Raw genomic sequence first — 16,597 nt, forward strand, 5'->3', positions numbered from 1 at the left:
AAACAAACGTAGGAGCGAGCGCAGCTCGCGATGCGCCGCGCGGGCGGCGCTCGCTCTAACAGGCGCTGCATACCTTGTGGCAAACACCTGTCAGCCCTGATGCGATCCCCGTGGGAGCTGGCTTGCCGCGATGGGGCCGGTACAGGCTGGCTTAGAAATCGACGCTAACCCCCAGACTCACCCCCTGCTGCGTCAGCTCATCACTCTTGCGCCAGTTGTAGTTGCCGCGCAAATGCACCCCCGCCACCACTTCATGGCTTACCCCCAGGCTGGCCCGGGTCAGGTCGCTGTGCGGCGTATACCCGGTCAGGGTGAAGTCATTCGCCGGCAAGCTGGTCAGGTGCATGGTCACGTCCTGCTGGTCATCCTCGAACTCATGCTCTTGCGCCACCTCGGCGAACAGCCGGGTAGAGGGCAGCACCTGCACGCTGCCCAGCAGCCCCACGCCCAGGCGGCGTGACGTGCGCTCCTGGTCATCGAAACCCAGGGCTGTGGAGCGCCCGCTCTTCTCGTCGTAGCCGTCCACCTTGACCCGCGCATAGTCGGCGCTGATGAATGGCGCCAGTTGCCAGTTGCTGCTGTCCGCCGCCAGGTTGTAGCCCAGCCGTGCGGACATCGCCCAGGCTTCACCGTCGGTGTCGCCCTTTTCGCTACGCTCGTTCACACCCAGGGCAAAGGTGCGCTTGAGGTCGCTGTAGTCCAGGTGCCCGGCTGTCAGCGCTGCATCGGCCCACCAGCGGTCCTGCCGGTACTGGGCGAAGGCGCTGGCCAGGTAGCTGTCGAGCTTGTAGTCCGAATCTTGCGCGCCTGCTTCCAGTTTCTGCCGGTAGACGCCGCCCGCGAGCCCCAGGCGCCAGGCATCGTTAAGGCGGTAGCTGCCACCCACGGTCAGGTTGTACCCCCGACCATCGCCGCTGGCCGCGCTGCCCTGGCTGTCGAAGTCCAGGTCCTGGGCGCCGCTGCTGACAAACGCTTGCCACTGGCCGATCGCCTGCCATGGCGTTTGCCATTGGCTGCGCAATTCATCCTGGTGGGCACGCAGGCTGGCGTGGGCCATTTCCGGCAGCAGGGACAGTTCCCATGGCGCGGACAGGATCGAGTAGGCGTAATCGGCAATCAGTTGCTGGCCGGCGATGGTCGGGTGCACCGAATCGTTGAACAGTAGCCGGGTCGGGTCTGGCGTGGTGCCGTCGATGCCATGGACCGGGTTGCCCACGCAGCCTTGCCCGCTGTAGCAAGTGCCGACCAGGTTCTGGTCAGGTGCCAGGCCGAACTGGCTGGGGCTGGCCAAGGCCTCGCTCAGCAACACAGGGATGTTCAGGGGGATGACCTGGGCATCGATCTGCCTCAGCTGGCCCAGCAGCGATTGATTGAACGCCCCGGACAGCAACGAGAGCGGGTTCTGTTGCGGCGTGCCGCTGAAGTTCGGTGTTTGGCCAAGGTCGGGTAGCAGCCAGACCATGATGTAGCGTGCGCCGCCTTGTTGCAGGGCCTGAGCGCTGGCGGCCAGCCGAGCACCGGCCGCCACTGCGTCGGCCGGGCTGTTGACCAGGCCTTGCAGAAAGTCGTTGCCGCCGCCGGTCAGGTAGTACAGGGCATTGGGGTCGGCGCGCAGCCCGTTGGCCAGGTAGCCAGGCTTCTCTCGCAACACCGTCCCGGCGCCTGGGTTGCCGGGTGGAATGACGGTTCTGGAGGTTTCGGTGATCGAATCAAGAATCTGTTGCGTGGTGTAGCCCCCTACCGCCCAGTTGTTGCCGTCGGGGCGAACACCGACCGAGGTGGAGGGGTTCAGCGCGTTGGGGTCGATGCCCAACCGCCCACCGAGGATCATCGGCGACACCGGGGCAAAATTGCCGTCGGCATCACGGTTGGTGAAGCGGGCGCCGGAGGTGCCACCTGTCAGGTCGGGGAACTGCCCGGCATCTGCCAGACTGTCGCCGAATATGATCAGCGTGGAATAGGGCGAGGGGGCGGCAAAGGCCTGGCTGCAGGCCAGGGCTAATGAAGCGAAGGCAAAGCGCAAAAGTGGAGCTTTTCTCATCGCGGAACATCCTTTTCTTTGTTTTTATGAGAACAACCTGATCGACATTAGCAAATCGTGGGGCTTCGCTCCCAAGTCCATTCGTTTCCCCGTGTTTACAGGCATATTGCGCCCGCCGCGCCGGTAGGCTACTGTGCCGTGACGTATGAGCGAGACCTACCCTGTGTTGATCGTCAGCAAACTCTTGATGCGCGTAATCAAGGCCCACGCCCGTTGGCGTTGGCGCGCCTGACTTTATCCCCTGCCGGCCAGTCCGGCCCGCCCCTGTTTGCCTTCCTGTTCCTCGCCCTCAAGTGGCACAGCCACCGCTATGGCGGGCAGAGGGAGGTTCGAATTTGAAGTCAGTAAGTTCAAGAGGTTTAACACCATGTTACTGATGATCGACAACTACGACTCATTTACTTACAACGTTGTGCAGTACCTTGGCGAGCTGGGTGCCGAGGTCAAGGTCATTCGCAATGACGAACTGACCATCGCCCAGATCGAAGCCCTGAACCCCGAGCGGATCGTCGTCTCCCCTGGCCCGTGCACGCCGAGCGAGGCGGGCGTGTCCATCGAGGCCATCCTGCATTTCGCCGGCAAGCTGCCGATCCTCGGCGTATGCCTGGGCCACCAGTCCATCGGCCAGGCCTTTGGCGGTGACGTGGTCCGGGCTCGTCAGGTGATGCATGGCAAGACCAGCCCGGTACTCCACCGCGACCTCGGCGTGTTTGCCGGCCTCAACAACCCGCTGACGGTGACCCGCTACCACTCGCTGGTGGTCAAGCGCGACACCCTGCCTGACTGCCTGGAAGTGACCGCCTGGACGGCCCATGCAGATGGTTCGGTCGACGAGATCATGGGCCTGCGCCACAAAACGCTGAACATCGAAGGGGTGCAGTTCCACCCTGAGTCGATCCTCACCGAGCAGGGCCACGAGCTGTTCGCCAACTTCCTCAAGCAGACCGGCGGCCGCCGCTAAGGATTGAATATGGATATCAAAAGCGCGCTGAGCCGTATCGTTGGCCAGCTGGACCTTTCGACCGAAGAAATGCGCGATGTGATGCGCCAGATCATGACAGGCCAGTGCAGCGATGCGCAGATCGGCGCCTTCCTGATGGGCATGCGCATGAAAAGCGAGAGCATCGACGAGATCGTGGGCGCGGTATCGGTGATGCGCGAGCTGGCCGACAAGGTCGAACTGCAGAGCCTGGAGGGTGTGGTGGATATCGTCGGTACCGGCGGTGACGGTGCCAACATCTTCAACGTTTCCACCGCTTCGTCGTTCGTGCTGGCGGCGGCGGGCTGCCCAGTGGCCAAGCATGGCAACCGCGCGGTGTCGGGCAAGAGCGGCAGTGCCGACTTGCTGGAAGCTGCCGGTATCTACCTGAACCTGACGCCAACGCAGGTGGGCCGCTGCATCGACAGCCTGGGGATCGGCTTCATGTTCGCGCAAAGCCATCACTCGGCAATGAAGCACGCCGCTGGCCCGCGCCGCGAGCTGGGTATGCGTACCCTGTTCAACATGCTCGGCCCGCTTACGAATCCGGCCGGGGTGAAACACCAGGTGGTCGGCGTGTTCGCTCAGGCCCTGTGCCGGCCGTTGGCCGAGGTGCTGCAACGCCTGGGCAGCAAGCATGTGCTGGTGGTGCACTCGAAGGATGGCCTGGATGAGTTCAGCCTGGCTGCCCCCACTTTTGTGGCCGAGCTGAAGAACGACGAGATCACCGAATACTGGGTCGAGCCGGAAGACCTCGGCATGAAAAGCCAGAGCCTGCATGGCCTGGCCGTCGAGAGCCCGCAGGCGTCACTGGAACTGATCCGTGATGCACTGGGCCGGCGCAAGACTGAAAACGGCCAGAAAGCTGCCGAGATGATCGTGCTCAATGCCGGTGCGGCGCTGTATGCCGCTGACCATGCCATGAGCCTGAAAGCCGGTGTGGAACTGGCCCATGACGTACTGCACACCGGCCTGGCCTGGGAAAAGCTGCAGGAACTGGGTGCATTTACTGCAGTATTCAAGGTGGAGAACGAAGCATGAGCGTGCCGACGGTGCTGGAAAAGATCATTGCCCGCAAGTTCCAGGAAGTGGCCGAGCGCAGCGCGCGGGTCAGCCTTCGCGAACTGGAGGGCCTGGCCAAGGCCGCTGACGCCCCCCGGGGCTTTGCCAATGCCTTGATCGAGCAGGCCAAGCGCAAGCAGCCTGCGGTGATTGCCGAAATCAAGAAGGCCTCGCCCAGCAAGGGCGTGATCCGTGAAGACTTCAAGCCGGCGGAAATCGCTGTCAGCTATGAGAAGGGCGGTGCTACCTGCCTGTCGGTGCTGACCGATGTGGACTACTTCCTGGGTGCCGATGAGTACTTGCAGCAGGCTCGTGCGGCGGTTTCCCTGCCTGTGATCCGCAAGGATTTCATGATCCACCCCTACCAGATCGTCGAAGCGCGGGCCTTGGGTGCGGACTGCGTGCTGCTGATCGTGTCGGCGCTGGATGACGTGAGGATGGCCGAACTGGCCGCCACCGCCAAGGACGTCGGCCTCGATGTACTGGTAGAAGTGCACGATGGCGATGAGCTGGAGCGTGCGCTGAAAACCCTGGATACACCGCTGGTGGGCGTGAACAACCGCAACCTGCACACCTTTGAAGTCAGCCTGGAAACCACCCTCGACCTGCTGCCGCGCATACCGCGTGATCGCCTGGCAATTACCGAGAGCGGTATCTTGAACCGGGCCGATGTCGAGCTGATGGCGATCAACGACGTTTATTCGTTCCTGGTGGGTGAGGCATTCATGCGCGCCGAACAACCTGGGCTGGAGCTGCAGCGGCTGTTCTTCCCGGACCAGGTGAAGAAAACTGTTCAGCAACTGGACTGATTGCAATGAAGCCGGCGTGATTGCCGGCTTTTTTACAGGCCCGGCAAGAGGCCCTTGAAAACAACAACCAAGGTGGAGCGATGAGCGATCAACCCCTGGCCCTGACCGTCGAGCAGGGCTTGCACGCCGAGCAGGACCTGCTGGCCGCCGTTTGCCGTGGTGAACGCGAGCGTGGTGTGCTGTTCTGGCGCCCCACTGACCATGCCTTGGTCATGCCCCGGCGCATGAGCCGGTTGGCCAATTTCGAAACAGCCTGCGCAGAGCTGGCGATCGCCGGCTGGCCGGTACTGCTGCGTGAAACCGGTGGTGAGCCGGTACCGCAGTCGCATGCCACCGTGAACGTGGCGCTGGTCTATGCCGCGCCGCGCAGCGAAGGCGACCATGGCCGCATCGAAACCGCTTATGAGCGCCTGTGCCTGCCACTGTGCGATGTGTTGCGCGAGTGGGGCGGGGTAGCGTCGGTGGGGGAAATCGACGGCGCCTTCTGCGATGGCCGCTACAACGTCAACCTCAACGGCCGCAAGCTGGTCGGTACCGCCCAGCGCTGGCGCCAGGGCCTGGGCGGCAAACGCCCGGTGGTACTGGTGCACGGCGCGTTGTTGCTGGACAACGAACGTGAGGCGATGGTGGCGGCGGTCAACCGTTTCAACGAATGCTGCGAGCTGGAGCAGCGTTGCCGCGCCGACGCACACATTGCCTTGCACGAAGTGGCGCCCGCAGTGCCCTGGTTCCAGCGCCTCTCGCAAGCTTACGCCAAGGTCTTGGCCGACCTGCCCAGGGATTAGCGGGTACCGTAGACCACCATGGTCTTGCCTTTGACATGGACCAGGCTGCGCTCTTCGAGGTCTTTCAGCACGCGGCCGACCATTTCCCGCGAGCAACCGACGATGCGGCCGATTTCCTGGCGGGTGATCTTGATCTGCATGCCATCCGGATGGGTCATGGCGTCGGGCTGCTTGCACAGCTCCAGCAGGCAGCGGGCGACGCGGCCGGTTACGTCGAAGAACGCCAGGTCGCCGACCTTGCGTGTGGTATTACGAAGGCGTTGGGCCATCTGGCTGCCCAGGGCGTAGAGAATTTCCGGGTCCTGGCGCGCCACTTCGCGAAATTTCTCGTAACTGATCTCGGCCACTTCGCATTCCGTCTTCGCCCGTACCCAGGCGCTGCGCTGCTGCTCACCCTTAACGGGCTCGAACAGCCCCAGCTCGCCAAAGAAATCGCCCGGGTTGAGGTAGGCGATGATCATTTCATGACCGTCATCGTCTTCGATGATGATGGTGACCGACCCCTTGATGATGAACGACAGTGTTTCGGCCCGGTCGCCAGCGCAGATGATGTTGCTTTTTGCGGTGAAGCGGCGGCGCTGGCAGTGCACCAGCAACTTGTCGATGTTCTTGATCTTTGCGGGTAGGGCAGAGGCAACCATCACGAAGTCCTGTTCGATACGAGGCTTGGGTATTTTTGTAAATCGACAGCGGCAGGCGCCAGTCATTTGGCGCCAGCTTATCAGACACTACAAGATGTTTCGGTACTAAACCGAGTCCTCTCGTACTTTTCCCACAGCCACACAAGGTCTAAGCTGACACCCTTTTCCGAATATCAGGAGTCCAGGTAGATGAAGGCACGTATCCAGTGGGCCGGTGAGGCAATGTTTCTCGGCGAATCGGGCAGCGGCCATGTCGTCGTGATGGATGGCCCGCCCGAGGCCGGCGGCCGCAACCTGGGTGTGCGCCCTATGGAGATGCTGCTGTTGGGGTTGGGTGGCTGCAGCAGCTTTGACGTGGTCAGCATTCTGAAGAAGTCGCGCCAGGCGGTGGAGAGCTGCGAGGCGTTTCTGGAAGCCGAGCGCGCCAGTGAAGACCCGAAAGTGTTCACCAAGATCCACATGAACTTCGTCGTTAAGGGGCGCGGGCTGAAAGAAGCGCAGGTCAAGCGCGCGGTAGAGCTGTCGGCAGAGAAGTACTGCTCTGCGTCGATCATGCTCGAGCGTGCCGGGGTCGAGATTACCCACGGGTACGAGATTGTAGAGTTGGGTTGAAGCCGGGTTTTTTGGGGCCGCAAAGCGGCCCCGATACCATCAGCTGCGCAGTGCCGGTAATGCAGAGCGAAGCCATGCCGGCAAGCCGCTGCGCATTGCGCGGCTCAACTGCTCCCGGCGCTTCTGGTAGACCAGCCCCAGCCAGATGACCCCCAGCCCGATCAGCGTCACCACGACCGGGAACAGCAGCGATTGCGCGAATACCTCATACGCCAGGTAGCCCAGGTAGGCCGCAACCCCCAGCGCGCCGAACACCATGAACACCGGCCGGCGCAGCAGCACTGCCATGCCCATCAGCGCAATGTTTATCAGGCAGTACAGCGCCTTGCCCAGCTCGCTGCCGCTGTCCAGTAGCGTCAGCCCGCCCCAGAATGCCGCCAGCCCTGCCAGGTACCCCCAGCGGGCATAGTCCTCGCGTGTACGGCCGTCCACCAGCAGGAACACCACCAGCATTCCCAGGCCGAACCACAGCGAAACCTCACGGCGCTGCGCCCAGCTGAACGGCGAGCCGAAGAACCACTCAGTCAGGTCCATCGACATGAACCATAGGGCCACGGCGATCGGCATGACGATGAACGGGTAGGGGACCAACCGCAGCATCAGCAAACCGGCCACTACCGTGGCCGCCTCCATCACCAGCCAGCCGCCTTGCACGTAGGTGTAGTAGTGGTGGTAGTTGGCCTGGGTGTCATCCATTGGCCACCAACCCGCCAAGCGTTCGATGGCGAACACTGCCAGCGGCACGATACTGACCGCGACGGCGGCCAGTACCCCGGCGGCTACGGGTTGCGCACGCCGCTGCAAGTTGAGGGCAAACAAGGTGATCAGCCCGATGTACAGGCTGGCGATGCCCAGCAGTGCGGCGTCGCCGATGCTCATCCAGGCCTCGGTGAGCAACCAGCCCATGGCCGCCATGATCAGCATGGCGCCGAAGTAGAAGGCGACATGGGCCAGCTGAAAGGTACCGCGTGCTGGCGGTTGCTGGCGCAGGAACGCCAGCAGGGCCTGGTCCTGGCCAGGCTGGAGAACGCCGGCTTGCACGGCACGCGCCAGGTCCTTGGCGTCGATTCGGTCCGTCATGGGGCTACCTTCAGATACGGTAGGTGCTCTTGGTCATGACCTTGGCCAGCAAGCTCATACCGAAGCGCACAGGAGCAGGGAAACGGTAGCCACCGGCTTCCAGGGCGGACTCGGCGTGCTGCTCTTCGTCGACGCGCATCTGTTCGAGAATGGCGCGGGACTTTTCGTCTTCTTGCGGCAGCTGCTCAAGGTGCTCGTCCAGGTGCTTGCACACCTGGTGCTCGGTGGCGGCGACGAAACCCAGGCTGACCTTGTCGCTGACCAGCCCGGCCAGTGCGCCGATGCCGAAGGACATGCCATAGAACAGAGGGTTGAGCACACTTGGGTGGCTGTTCAGCTGGCGAATGCGTTGCTCGCACCACGCCAGGTGGTCGATTTCTTCCTCGGCGGCATGTTCCATGGCCTTGCGCACTTCGGGCAGCTTGGCCGTCAGGGCCTGACCCTGGTACAGGGCCTGGGCGCAGACTTCACCGGTATGGTTGATGCGCATCAGCCCGGCAATGTGGCGGGTTTGCTGTTCGTCCAGGTTGGCGTCTGGCTGGATGATGGCCGGTGACGGCCGGGCGGGTTGGCCGCTGAAGGGCAGCAAGGTGCGCATGGCGGTATCGGCCTGCAGCAACAAGCGGTCGAGCGGCGAATAGTGACGTTCGGTAGCCATCGGGCACCTCCGCAAGAATGTGCCCGAGAGTTTACCGCAATAGCGGCGGGGTCGCTTGCCGTGGATCAGCCCGGCGGCCAGTTCATCTGGCGCTGGCCGAGCACGTGCATATGGATGTGGTAGACGGTCTGGCCGCCCTGCTCGTTGCAGTTCATGACCACGCGGAAACCGTCATCACAGCCAAGTTCCTTGGCCAGGCGCTGGGCGGTGAACAGGATATGGCCAGCCAGGCCTTTGTCCTCTTCGGTCAGGTCGTTGAGGGTGCGGATGTGCTTTTTAGGGATAACCAAAAAGTGCACGGGCGCCTGAGGGGCGATATCGTGGAACACCAGAACCTGGTCGTCCTCGTAAATGATCTTCGCCGGGATTTCCCGGTTGATGATCTTGATGAATAAATCGTCCACAGCACTTGCTCCATGGTGAGGGTCGGGCCGAGTGTACTCAGCCAGGCGCCAATCGCCCAGTGGCTATTCCATGCCGGCCGGGCAATAGCGGCGGTGAATGGCGCCGGCCAGTTTGCGCACCAGCCAGCGTGGCAGCAGGCGGGGGGCGAAGGCTAGCCAGCGGTTGCGCCGCCCTGGCATGATCAGGGCGCGGTTCTTGTCCAGCGCCCGGACCGTGTACAGGGCTACTTCTTCGGGGCTCAGGCAGCGTGGCTTGCCATCCAGGCGGGGGATGCGCCGCCGTGCAGAGCGTACCGGGCCGGGGCACAGTACCGAGACCTTGATGCCGGCGCGCTTGAGCTCCTCGCGCAGTGCCTGGGAAAAGCTCAGCACGTAGGCTTTGCTGGCGGCATAGGCCGCCATCCACGGCCCAGGTGCGACCCCGGCCAGGCCTGCAACGTTGAGGATCTGCCCGCCACCCTGCACGGCCATCAGGTTGCCGATTGCATGGCATAGCCGGCTCATGGCCAGCACGTTGACCTCGAGCAGGTCTTGCTCGTCGGCCCACTCATGGGCCAGGAACGGGCCGTAGGTGCGCAAACCGGCGCAGTTGACCAGCAGGTCGATGCGCCGCTCGCCTTCTTCCAGCTCCAGCACGAAACCTGAAAGGCGCAGCGGCTGGCTGAGGTCGCAGGCGCGGAACAGTACCTCTACGCCAAAGCGTTGGGTCAGCTCGAGGGCGACCGGTTCCAGCGTTTCGCGCTGGCGTGCCACCAGGATCAGGTTGCGTCCACGCCGTGCCAGCGCTTCCGCCAGGGCCAGGCCCAGGCCGCTGGAAGCACCAGTGATCATGGCGTAACGGGACATGCAAGGCTCCTGGGGGCGGAAGAGGGCGCCTAGTGTACAGCTTGCCCGTGCCAGGTGCTGCGTTTTGCTACAAGGCCCGGGGGCCAATGGCCTGGCAGCGCGGCAGGGCTTGCTGACAGTTGAGGTGGCTGTGTCAGAACGGCTTGACCACCACCAGAATCACGATGCCCAGCAGGATGAGCACGGGCACTTCGTTGAACCAGCGATAATAGACGTGGCTGCGTGTATTGGTGCCGCTGGCGAAGCGTTTGCGCTGTGCGCCACACACGTGATGGTAGCCGGTGAGCAGGATCACCAGGGTCAGCTTGGCATGCAGCCAGCCCTGGCTCAGCCAGCCGGGGTTGAGGTAGAGCATCCAGGCGCCAAACACATAGGTGGCGATCATTGCCGGGTTCATGATGCCGCGGTAGAGCTTGCGCTCCATGGTCACGAAGCGTTCCTGGCTGATGCTGTCCTGGCTCTGGGCGTGGTAGACGAACAGCCGCGGCAGATAGAACAGGCCGGCGAACCAGCAGACTACGCTGACGATATGCAGCGCTTTGATCCATAGGTAAAGCATGGAGGGTCTTCCTTCAGGTAATCACGGTCGTCAGATAGTAGTGGTCGGGCGCCGGAAGGGACACCCGAAGAGTTGTTACAGGCGCCTCGCGCCCCTATTATCGTGCGCTTTCCAGACGGCTCGTTGATAAGGGGCAAGCGTTATGATCAAGGTCGGTATTGTTGGCGGCACCGGTTACACCGGCGTCGAACTGTTGCGTCTGCTGGCACAGCATCCACAGGCCGAAGTGGCGGTCATCACTTCGCGCTCGGAGGCGGGCGTGGCGGTGGCAGACATGTACCCGAACCTGCGCGGCCACTATGACGGGCTGGCGTTCAGCGTACCCGACAGCAAGGCCCTGGCTGCTTGCGACGTCGTGTTCTTCGCCACACCGCATGGCGTTGCCCACGCACTGGCCGGCGAATTGCTGGCGGCGGGTACCAAGGTGATCGACCTGTCGGCTGACTTCCGTCTGCAGGATGCCACCGAGTGGGGCAAGTGGTACGGTCAGCCGCATGGTGCGCCTGAACTGCTCAAGGATGCCGTGTATGGCCTGCCGGAAGTGAACCGCGAGAAGATTCGTCAGGCGCGCCTGATTGCCGTGCCGGGTTGCTACCCGACCGCCACCCAGCTCGGTTTCCTGCCGTTACTGGAAGCGGGCCTGGCCGACCCCGCGCGACTGATCGCCGACTGCAAGTCGGGTGTCAGCGGCGCCGGGCGTGGTGCGGCAGTGGGTTCGCTGTTCTGCGAAGCCGGTGAAAGCATGAAGGCCTATGCCGTCAAGGGCCATCGCCACCTGCCGGAAATCAGCCAGGGCCTGCGCCAGGCGGCCGGCAAGGACATCGGCCTGACGTTCGTGCCGCACCTGACACCGATGATCCGTGGTATCCACGCTACCCTGTACGCGAACGTGGCCGATACTTCGGTCGACCTGCAGGCGCTGTTCGAGAAACGCTACGCCGATGAGCCGTTCGTCGACGTGATGCCGGCCGGTAGCCACCCGGAGACCCGCAGCGTGCGCGGTGCCAACGTTTGCCGCATTGCCGTTCATCGCCCGCAGGGCGGGGACCTGGTAGTGGTGCTCTCGGTGATCGACAACCTGGTGAAGGGGGCTTCGGGGCAGGCAGTGCAGAACCTCAACATCCTGTTTGGCCTGGATGAGCGCATGGGCCTGTCCCACGCAGGCTTGCTGCCGTGACAGAAGCCGCGAGCAACACCCCTGCGGGTGGAGCTTGCGGCGTGTAGGTTGTCGCTTGCGGCTTACGTATTGTTGACCAATTTTCTCGGGAAAGCGGATAATGCGCGTCATCGAGAGTTATATGGCGGCTACCGCGCCGGGAGAATCAACATGAGCGTCGAAACCTTCACCCCTACCGGCCTGGAATTCACCCATGGCGCAGCCCAGAAGGTGAAGAACCTGGTCAATGAGGAAGGCAATGAACGTCTGAAGCTGCGGGTGTTCGTGACCGGGGGCGGTTGCTCGGGCTTTCAGTACGGCTTCACCTTCGATGAAGACGTGGCTGAAGACGACACCATCGTCGAGCGCGAAGGCGTTTCCCTGGTGGTCGACCCGATGAGCTTCCAGTACCTGGCCGGTGCCGAAGTGGACTACCAGGAAGGCCTGGAAGGTTCGCGCTTTGTGATCAAGAACCCGAATGCCGCCACCACCTGCGGTTGCGGGTCGTCGTTCTCGATCTGAATTCGGGCCTATACGAAAACGCCGCGCAATTGCGCGGCGTTTTGCTTTCTGGCCCGGGTGTCATGCCGGGTAGATTGCGCCGAGTACGCGTAGGCCCCTGGCGGCAGTGACGCTGGGGCGGTTGGCGGCGATGCCCTCCAGGCAGCAATGGGCCAGCCAGGCGAAGGCCATGGCTTCGACCCAGTCAGGGTCTACGCCATGGGCGCTGGTGCTTGTAACACGTGCAGTGGGCAACAGTTGGCCGAGGCGGGCCATCAGCGCACCGTTGCGGGCGCCTCCACCGCAGACCAACAGTGCTTCGGTGCCTTGTTGCGCGTTTTCCAGCGAGTCGATGATGCTGCGTGCGGTCAACTCCAGCAGTGTCGCCTGCACATCCTCGTCCCGGTAGGCGGGCAGGCCGGCGAGGTGGCGGTCGAGCCAAGGCAGGTTGAACACCTCACGGCCGGTACTCTTGGGGCCGCTGCCCGCGAAGAACGGGTCGCTCATCAATGCGTGCAGCAAATCGGCCTGCACCACGCCGGTGGCAGCCCAGGCACCGTCGGCATCGTAGGCCTGGCCGCGTTTGCGCTCGACCCAGGCATCCAGCAAAACATTGCCTGGGCCACAATCAAAGCCATGCACCGGTGCATCCCGCTCGATCAGGCTGAGGTTGCTGAAACCGCCCACATTGAGAATCGCTACCCGTTGGCCCAGGTGGCTGAACAGGGTTTCGTGGAAGGCCGGGACAAGTGGCGCGCCTTGCCCGCCGGCGGCCACATCGCGGCGGCGGAAGTCGGCTACCACGCTGATACCAGTAAGCTCGGCGAGCAGCGCGGGGTTACCGATCTGTACGGTGAAGCCGCGGGCGGGTTCGTGACGGACCGTCTGACCATGGCTACCAATGGCGCGTATGGCGTCAGCCTGCAGGCCCTGCTGAGCGAGCAGCTGGCGTATACCCTCGGCCGCAAGGGTAGCCCAGTGATTTTCCGCCAATGCTGCCCGGGCGATTTCGTCAGGGCCGCTGCTGCACAGGGCAAGCAAGTCCTGGCGCAGGCTGGCGGGCATTGGCAGGTAGAGCGTGGCGAGCAGTTCAAGCTGCTCGCCTTGTTCGACCAAGGCGATGTCCAGGCCATCCAGGCTGGTACCGGACATCACCCCCAGGTAAAGCGCCATGGCTTAGCGCTTGTTCGCGGCGAGCAGGGTGGCCTTTTCCTGATCCATGCGGGCGATCAGTGGCTGGCTCTGCTGCAAGAAGCGTTGACGCTCGTTCTTGGCGATCGGGTCGGCCATTGGCACCTTCTGGCTCAGGGGGTCGACATGCACGCCGTTGACCTGGAACTCATAGTGAAGATGCGGCCCGGTGGAAAGGCCGGTGGTGCCGATGTAACCGATGATCTGGCCCTGCTTGACGGTGCTACCGGTCTTGATGCCTTTGGCAAAGCCCTGCATGTGGCCATACAGCGTCTTGTAGCGGTTACCGTGCTGGATGATCACGGTGTTGCCGTAGCCGCCGCGGCGCCCGGCCAGTTCGATGCGGCCGTCGCCTGCTGCCTTGATAGGCGTGCCGCGTGGGGCTGCGTAGTCAACGCCCTTGTGCGCACGAATCTTGTTCAGGATCGGGTGCTTGCGGCCGGCGGAGAAGCGCGAACTGATACGGGCGAAGTCCACCGGGGTGCGGATGAAGGCTTTGCGCAGGCTGTTGCCGTCGGCAGTGTAGTAGGTAGTGTTGCCCTGCTTGTTGGTGTAGCGCACGGCAGTGTAGGTTTTGCCACGGTTGGTGAAGCGCGCCGAAAGGATATTGCCCGTGCCGACGACCTTGCCATCCATCACCTTCTGCTCGTAGACCACGTCGAACTCGTCGCCTGGGCGAATATCCTGGGCGAAGTCGATGTCGTAGCCCAGCACGCGCGCCATGTCCATGGTCATGCTGTGGGAAAGGCCGGCACGCTGGGCAGATGCTGACAGCGAGCTTTTGATCACCCCGTGGGCATAGGCAGTACGCACCACCGGCTTGCTGATTTCACGGTTGAAGGTAAAGCCTTTGGCGCTTTTGCTCAGGCTGATGGTTTCAAGGTTGCTGACCTTGCTGTGCAGGCTGGCCAGTTGGCCATCCTTGTCGAGTTCGAACTGCAGGACCTGGCCGTGCTTGAGTTGGGTGAACTGCTTGGCCTGCTTGTTGCTGGCCAGCAGGTCGTGCACGGCATTGGCTGGCAGGCCGACCTTGGCAAACAGCGTGGACAGGGTATCGCCGCGCGCTACGGTAACTTCGCGGTGGCCTGGTTGCTTGGCGGCTTCGGCAACCTGTTTGGCGTCTTGCGTTGGCTGCTCGGCTTTCTGGGTTTCGGGTGTGGCTGCTTCTATCTGGGCGAAAGGTGAGCCTTGCTCACCCTGTGCCTGCACCATGGGCGCAGCACGGGCTTCGTCCTTCAATTGTTCGGCAGGGCTTTCCAGCTCGAGGTTGAGGGTGGTTTTCTTGGCTTCCACTTCGCTGGACGGAAATACCAGCAAAGCCAGGCTGAGCAGGGCGGCAATGCCGCTGGCGGCCAACAGGTGGCTCTTCGGATAAAGCGGTGGCGCTTTAGGCGGTTCGTTGGTCATGGGTAAGGTGACTTTGAAAAAGGTGAAATGGAATAGATGAATGACATGATGAAGATGAAATAACTGTATAAAATATAACCAAATCCACTTTCACGCAAGGGCGCGTAGACGTCGCAAGCCTGTGCCCGGGTCACATTCCTTTGCAAAACTTGTATTTGACGGCCGATCTTGTATGGTTGGCTCCCCCTGAATCTGAGCCTTGCGGGTTTGTCTATGAAGTCGGTTGAAGAGCAGCTGGCGCTTATCAAGCGCGGTGCGGAAGAAGTACTGGTCGAGTCGGAACTGGTTGAGAAGCTCAAGCGCGGCCAGCCTCTGCGCATCAAGGCCGGCTTCGACCCGACCGCCCCGGACCTGCACCTGGGTCACACGGTGCTGATCAACAAGCTGCGTCAGTTCCAGGAGCTGGGCCACCAGGTCATCTTCCTGATCGGCGACTTCACCGGCATGATCGGCGACCCAAGCGGCAAGAGCGCAACGCGTCCGCCGCTGACTCGTGAGCAGGTGCTGGACAACGCCGAGACCTACAAGCAGCAGGTATTCAAGATTCTTGATCCGGCCAAGACCGAAGTCGCCTTCAACTCCACCTGGATGGACAAGCTGACCCCGGCCGACTTCATTCGCCTGGCCTCGCAGTACACTGTGGCGCGCATGCTCGAGCGCGATGACTTCGACAAGCGCTACACCACCAACCAGCCGATTGCCATTCACGAGTTCCTCTACCCGTTGGTGCAGGGCTACGATTCGGTCGCGCTGAAAGCAGACGTCGAGCTGGGTGGTACCGACCAGAAGTTCAACCTGCTGATGGGGCGCGAACTGCAGCGTGCCTATGGCCAGGAAGCGCAGAACATCGTGACCATGCCGTTGCTCGAAGGGCTGGACGGTGTGAAGAAAATGTCCAAGTCGCTGGGCAACTATGTCGGTATCCAGGAAGCGCCGGGGGTGATGTACAGCAAGCTGGTGTCGATCCCGGATACGCTCATGTGGCGTTACTTCGAGCTGCTGAGCTTCCGCTCCATGGAAGAGATCGAGCAGTTCCGCGCCGATGTGGCCAATGGCGCCAACCCGCGAGACATCAAGATCAAGCTGGCGGAAGAGATTGTCGCGCGTTTCCATGGTGAGGAGGCTGCCGCCAATGCGCACCGTGCTGCGGGCAACCGTATGAAAGAAGGCGAGCTGCCTGAAGACCTGCCGGAGGTAGAGGTGGTTTCGGCGGAAGGCTTGCCTATCGCTGCGGTTCTGAACCGTGCTGGCCTGGTGAAGAACTCGGCGCAGGCGCGTGACTTGCTGAGTGCTGGTGCAGTGAAAGTGGATGGTGTGGTGGTCGACAAGGATTTCCTGTTTAGTCTGGGTGCTACGCATGTGTGCCAGGCGGGTAAGAAGTCCTTCGGGCGGGTTACGCTGAAGGCTGAGTGATTGCCCGGCGGTTGAGCTATATAGAAGCGGGGAGGCCGAAAGGCCTCCCCGCTTTGCTTTTCAAGCGCCCTGAAGGTTTATTTGAATTAAAGGTTGACGCCCTCTCGAATCCCCTTATAATGCGCCCCACTTCCAGCGACAACGGAACGGCAAACTCCTTGAAATTCAATGAGTTAACCGATTCGGAAGGCGCTGTAAGGGCTACGATCAAATGATCGAATGCGGTTGAGATGATGGTTGACAGCGCTTCTAAACGCTGTATGATTCGCCTCCCGCTTCGAGAGATCGCAGCGAGTCAAGTGTTTGAAGCTAAACGAGTTTCTCGCAAAAAACTTCAAAATAAACGCTTGACAGCAAATGAGGAAAGCGTAGAATGCGCGCCTCGGTTGAGACGAAACACTCTTAACCAACCGCTCTTTAACAAATCGAATCAAGCAATTCGTGTGGGTGCTT

Annotated in this window: 18 protein-coding genes; 9 read left to right on the plus strand and 9 right to left on the minus strand. The window is 62.1% G+C overall.

Annotated features, from left to right (window positions below):
• Positions 1 to 151: 151 nt before the first annotated feature.
• The gene (gene estP, locus DMX12_RS27865) at positions 152 to 2,041 is read right to left on the minus strand and encodes an esterase EstP (protein WP_110679988.1); all 1,890 of its coding nucleotides are present in this window, start codon (positions 2,039 to 2,041) and stop codon (positions 152 to 154) included.
• 367 nt (positions 2,042 to 2,408) lie between these two features.
• Here estP and DMX12_RS27870 point away from each other — a divergent pair, with 367 nt between their 5' ends.
• From DMX12_RS27870 to DMX12_RS27885, 4 genes are all read left to right on the plus strand, one after another.
• Positions 2,409 to 3,002 carry an aminodeoxychorismate/anthranilate synthase component II gene (locus tag DMX12_RS27870; RefSeq protein ID WP_110679989.1) on the plus strand — a complete coding sequence of 198 codons (594 nt, stop codon included), beginning with the start codon at positions 2,409 to 2,411 and terminating at the stop codon, positions 3,000 to 3,002.
• A 9-nt stretch (positions 3,003 to 3,011) separates the two neighbouring features.
• Positions 3,012 to 4,061 carry an anthranilate phosphoribosyltransferase gene (gene trpD / locus DMX12_RS27875; RefSeq protein ID WP_110679990.1) on the plus strand — a complete coding sequence of 350 codons (1,050 nt, stop codon included), beginning with the start codon at positions 3,012 to 3,014 and terminating at the stop codon, positions 4,059 to 4,061.
• Positions 4,058 to 4,891 carry an indole-3-glycerol phosphate synthase TrpC gene (gene trpC / locus DMX12_RS27880; protein WP_110679991.1) on the plus strand — a complete coding sequence of 278 codons (834 nt, stop codon included), beginning with the start codon at positions 4,058 to 4,060 and terminating at the stop codon, positions 4,889 to 4,891. Before trpD ends, trpC begins: the two co-directional genes overlap by 4 nt.
• Before the next feature lie 80 nt (positions 4,892 to 4,971).
• The gene (locus tag DMX12_RS27885; protein ID WP_110679992.1) at positions 4,972 to 5,676 is read left to right on the plus strand and encodes a lipoate--protein ligase family protein; all 705 of its coding nucleotides are present in this window, start codon (positions 4,972 to 4,974) and stop codon (positions 5,674 to 5,676) included.
• Here DMX12_RS27885 and crp read toward each other — a convergent pair.
• Positions 5,673 to 6,317 carry a cAMP-activated global transcriptional regulator CRP gene (gene crp, locus DMX12_RS27890; RefSeq protein WP_110679993.1) on the minus strand — a complete coding sequence of 215 codons (645 nt, stop codon included), beginning with the start codon at positions 6,315 to 6,317 and terminating at the stop codon, positions 5,673 to 5,675. The two genes, DMX12_RS27885 and crp, sit on opposite strands and share 4 nt — an antisense overlap.
• A gap of 189 nt (positions 6,318 to 6,506) precedes the next feature.
• Here crp and DMX12_RS27895 point away from each other — a divergent pair, with 189 nt between their 5' ends.
• Entirely contained in the window at positions 6,507 to 6,929 is a 423-nt protein-coding gene (locus DMX12_RS27895; RefSeq protein WP_004376171.1) for an OsmC family protein, read from the plus strand.
• 39 nt (positions 6,930 to 6,968) lie between these two features.
• Here the strand turns inward: DMX12_RS27895 and DMX12_RS27900 are convergent, their stop codons facing one another.
• The 5 genes from DMX12_RS27900 to hemJ form a co-directional block, all read right to left on the minus strand.
• Positions 6,969 to 8,009 (minus strand): DUF2157 domain-containing protein, encoded by a 1,041-nt coding sequence (locus DMX12_RS27900; RefSeq protein ID WP_110679994.1) that lies wholly within the window; start codon positions 8,007 to 8,009, stop codon positions 6,969 to 6,971.
• 10 nt (positions 8,010 to 8,019) lie between these two features.
• Positions 8,020 to 8,667 carry a 2-polyprenyl-3-methyl-6-methoxy-1,4-benzoquinone monooxygenase gene (gene coq7 / locus DMX12_RS27905; RefSeq protein ID WP_029887376.1) on the minus strand — a complete coding sequence of 216 codons (648 nt, stop codon included), beginning with the start codon at positions 8,665 to 8,667 and terminating at the stop codon, positions 8,020 to 8,022.
• Between the two features lie 65 nt (positions 8,668 to 8,732).
• Positions 8,733 to 9,071 (minus strand): histidine triad nucleotide-binding protein, encoded by a 339-nt coding sequence (locus DMX12_RS27910; RefSeq protein ID WP_110679995.1) that lies wholly within the window; start codon positions 9,069 to 9,071, stop codon positions 8,733 to 8,735.
• A 63-nt stretch (positions 9,072 to 9,134) separates the two neighbouring features.
• The gene (locus DMX12_RS27915) at positions 9,135 to 9,917 is read right to left on the minus strand and encodes an SDR family oxidoreductase (protein ID WP_054906027.1); all 783 of its coding nucleotides are present in this window, start codon (positions 9,915 to 9,917) and stop codon (positions 9,135 to 9,137) included.
• Between the two features lie 133 nt (positions 9,918 to 10,050).
• On the minus strand, positions 10,051 to 10,476 hold the full coding sequence (gene hemJ, locus DMX12_RS27920; protein WP_029887373.1) for a protoporphyrinogen oxidase HemJ: 426 nt from the start codon (positions 10,474 to 10,476) through the stop codon (positions 10,051 to 10,053).
• Between the two features lie 142 nt (positions 10,477 to 10,618).
• On the opposite strand from hemJ, the gene argC reads away from it, so the two are divergent.
• Positions 10,619 to 11,653 (plus strand): N-acetyl-gamma-glutamyl-phosphate reductase, encoded by a 1,035-nt coding sequence (gene argC / locus DMX12_RS27925; RefSeq protein WP_009681264.1) that lies wholly within the window; start codon positions 10,619 to 10,621, stop codon positions 11,651 to 11,653.
• A gap of 150 nt (positions 11,654 to 11,803) precedes the next feature.
• Positions 11,804 to 12,154, plus strand: coding sequence for an iron-sulfur cluster insertion protein ErpA (gene erpA, locus DMX12_RS27930; RefSeq protein ID WP_003255511.1), 351 nt, complete (start codon positions 11,804 to 11,806; stop codon positions 12,152 to 12,154).
• A gap of 60 nt (positions 12,155 to 12,214) precedes the next feature.
• Here the strand turns inward: erpA and DMX12_RS27935 are convergent, their stop codons facing one another.
• Both DMX12_RS27935 and DMX12_RS27940 read right to left on the minus strand, forming a co-directional pair.
• Entirely contained in the window at positions 12,215 to 13,306 is a 1,092-nt protein-coding gene (locus DMX12_RS27935) for an anhydro-N-acetylmuramic acid kinase (RefSeq protein WP_110679996.1), read from the minus strand.
• A gap of 3 nt (positions 13,307 to 13,309) precedes the next feature.
• On the minus strand, positions 13,310 to 14,731 hold the full coding sequence (locus DMX12_RS27940) for a peptidoglycan DD-metalloendopeptidase family protein (RefSeq protein ID WP_009681266.1): 1,422 nt from the start codon (positions 14,729 to 14,731) through the stop codon (positions 13,310 to 13,312).
• 213 nt (positions 14,732 to 14,944) lie between these two features.
• Between DMX12_RS27940 and tyrS the strand changes: the two genes are divergently transcribed.
• Both tyrS and DMX12_RS29640 read left to right on the plus strand, forming a co-directional pair.
• Entirely contained in the window at positions 14,945 to 16,144 is a 1,200-nt protein-coding gene (gene tyrS, locus DMX12_RS27950; RefSeq protein WP_110679997.1) for a tyrosine--tRNA ligase, read from the plus strand.
• A 230-nt stretch (positions 16,145 to 16,374) separates the two neighbouring features.
• Positions 16,375 to 16,597: hypothetical protein (locus DMX12_RS29640; protein ID WP_218277991.1), on the plus strand; the 223-nt coding region annotated here is incomplete at its 3' end.

Origin of the sequence: Pseudomonas sp. MB-090624 (genome assembly GCF_003205245.1) — a bacterium.
Lineage (GTDB): Bacteria > Pseudomonadota > Gammaproteobacteria > Pseudomonadales > Pseudomonadaceae > Aquipseudomonas > Aquipseudomonas juntendi.

Bases quoted from the DNA above. Each gene is read 5' to 3' on its own strand.
- crp (WP_110679993.1), bottom strand. From the start codon at position 6,317: ATGGTTGCCTCTGCCCTACCCGCAAAGATCAAGAACATCGACAAGTTG.
- DMX12_RS27940 (WP_009681266.1), bottom strand. From the start codon at position 14,731: ATGACCAACGAACCGCCTAAAGCGCCACCGCTTTATCCGAAGAGCCAC.
- trpC (WP_110679991.1), top strand. From the start codon at position 4,058: ATGAGCGTGCCGACGGTGCTGGAAAAGATCATTGCCCGCAAGTTCCAG.
- hemJ (WP_029887373.1), bottom strand. From the start codon at position 10,476: ATGCTTTACCTATGGATCAAAGCGCTGCATATCGTCAGCGTAGTCTGC.
- DMX12_RS27935 (WP_110679996.1), bottom strand. From the start codon at position 13,306: ATGGCGCTTTACCTGGGGGTGATGTCCGGTACCAGCCTGGATGGCCTG.
- trpD (WP_110679990.1), top strand. From the start codon at position 3,012: ATGGATATCAAAAGCGCGCTGAGCCGTATCGTTGGCCAGCTGGACCTT.
- estP (WP_110679988.1), bottom strand. From the start codon at position 2,041: ATGAGAAAAGCTCCACTTTTGCGCTTTGCCTTCGCTTCATTAGCCCTG.
- erpA (WP_003255511.1), top strand. From the start codon at position 11,804: ATGAGCGTCGAAACCTTCACCCCTACCGGCCTGGAATTCACCCATGGC.
- tyrS (WP_110679997.1), top strand. From the start codon at position 14,945: ATGAAGTCGGTTGAAGAGCAGCTGGCGCTTATCAAGCGCGGTGCGGAA.
- DMX12_RS27895 (WP_004376171.1), top strand. From the start codon at position 6,507: ATGAAGGCACGTATCCAGTGGGCCGGTGAGGCAATGTTTCTCGGCGAA.
- DMX12_RS27900 (WP_110679994.1), bottom strand. From the start codon at position 8,009: ATGACGGACCGAATCGACGCCAAGGACCTGGCGCGTGCCGTGCAAGCC.
- coq7 (WP_029887376.1), bottom strand. From the start codon at position 8,667: ATGGCTACCGAACGTCACTATTCGCCGCTCGACCGCTTGTTGCTGCAG.
- argC (WP_009681264.1), top strand. From the start codon at position 10,619: ATGATCAAGGTCGGTATTGTTGGCGGCACCGGTTACACCGGCGTCGAA.
- DMX12_RS27885 (WP_110679992.1), top strand. From the start codon at position 4,972: ATGAGCGATCAACCCCTGGCCCTGACCGTCGAGCAGGGCTTGCACGCC.
- DMX12_RS27870 (WP_110679989.1), top strand. From the start codon at position 2,409: ATGTTACTGATGATCGACAACTACGACTCATTTACTTACAACGTTGTG.
- DMX12_RS27915 (WP_054906027.1), bottom strand. From the start codon at position 9,917: ATGTCCCGTTACGCCATGATCACTGGTGCTTCCAGCGGCCTGGGCCTG.